The 287-nt window shown below is 57.1% G+C and carries 1 protein-coding gene; it reads right to left on the reverse strand.

Translation table 11 applies throughout. The annotated features are described in order from the left end of the window. On the reverse strand, positions 1-183 hold a 183-nt coding region (locus NE591_RS15585), incomplete at its 3' end, for a hypothetical protein (protein WP_256157140.1). Positions 184-287 lie beyond the last annotated feature (104 nt).

A 287-nucleotide genomic window follows, 5' to 3' on the forward strand; every position in this document is an offset into this window, starting at 1 on the left:
GATGGAGTCCAGGTTCCCGGCTTTGGCGATGTTCTTCGCTTGCTGGTAGGTGAAGTGTCCCGGCTGCACTATCTCCTTGGCCTTCTCAGGATCCGTGACTCCTTTAACCTGCCCGTTTTCGATTTTGCCGGCCATCGCCTTGCGCGCATCTTCGATGGTGTCGGAGGCCACCTCGATGACCATGGGCTTTCCGTTGCTGTCGAAGTAGCGGAACTCGCCGCTGCCGCCGTTCTCGAAGCAGCCGTTTATGTACCGAAAAAACGCCCACGGCGATCATTTTGCTTCAG

The sequence above is a fragment of the Adlercreutzia sp. DFI.6.23 genome (genome assembly GCF_024462535.1).
Lineage (GTDB): Bacteria > Actinomycetota > Coriobacteriia > Coriobacteriales > Eggerthellaceae > Adlercreutzia > Adlercreutzia rubneri.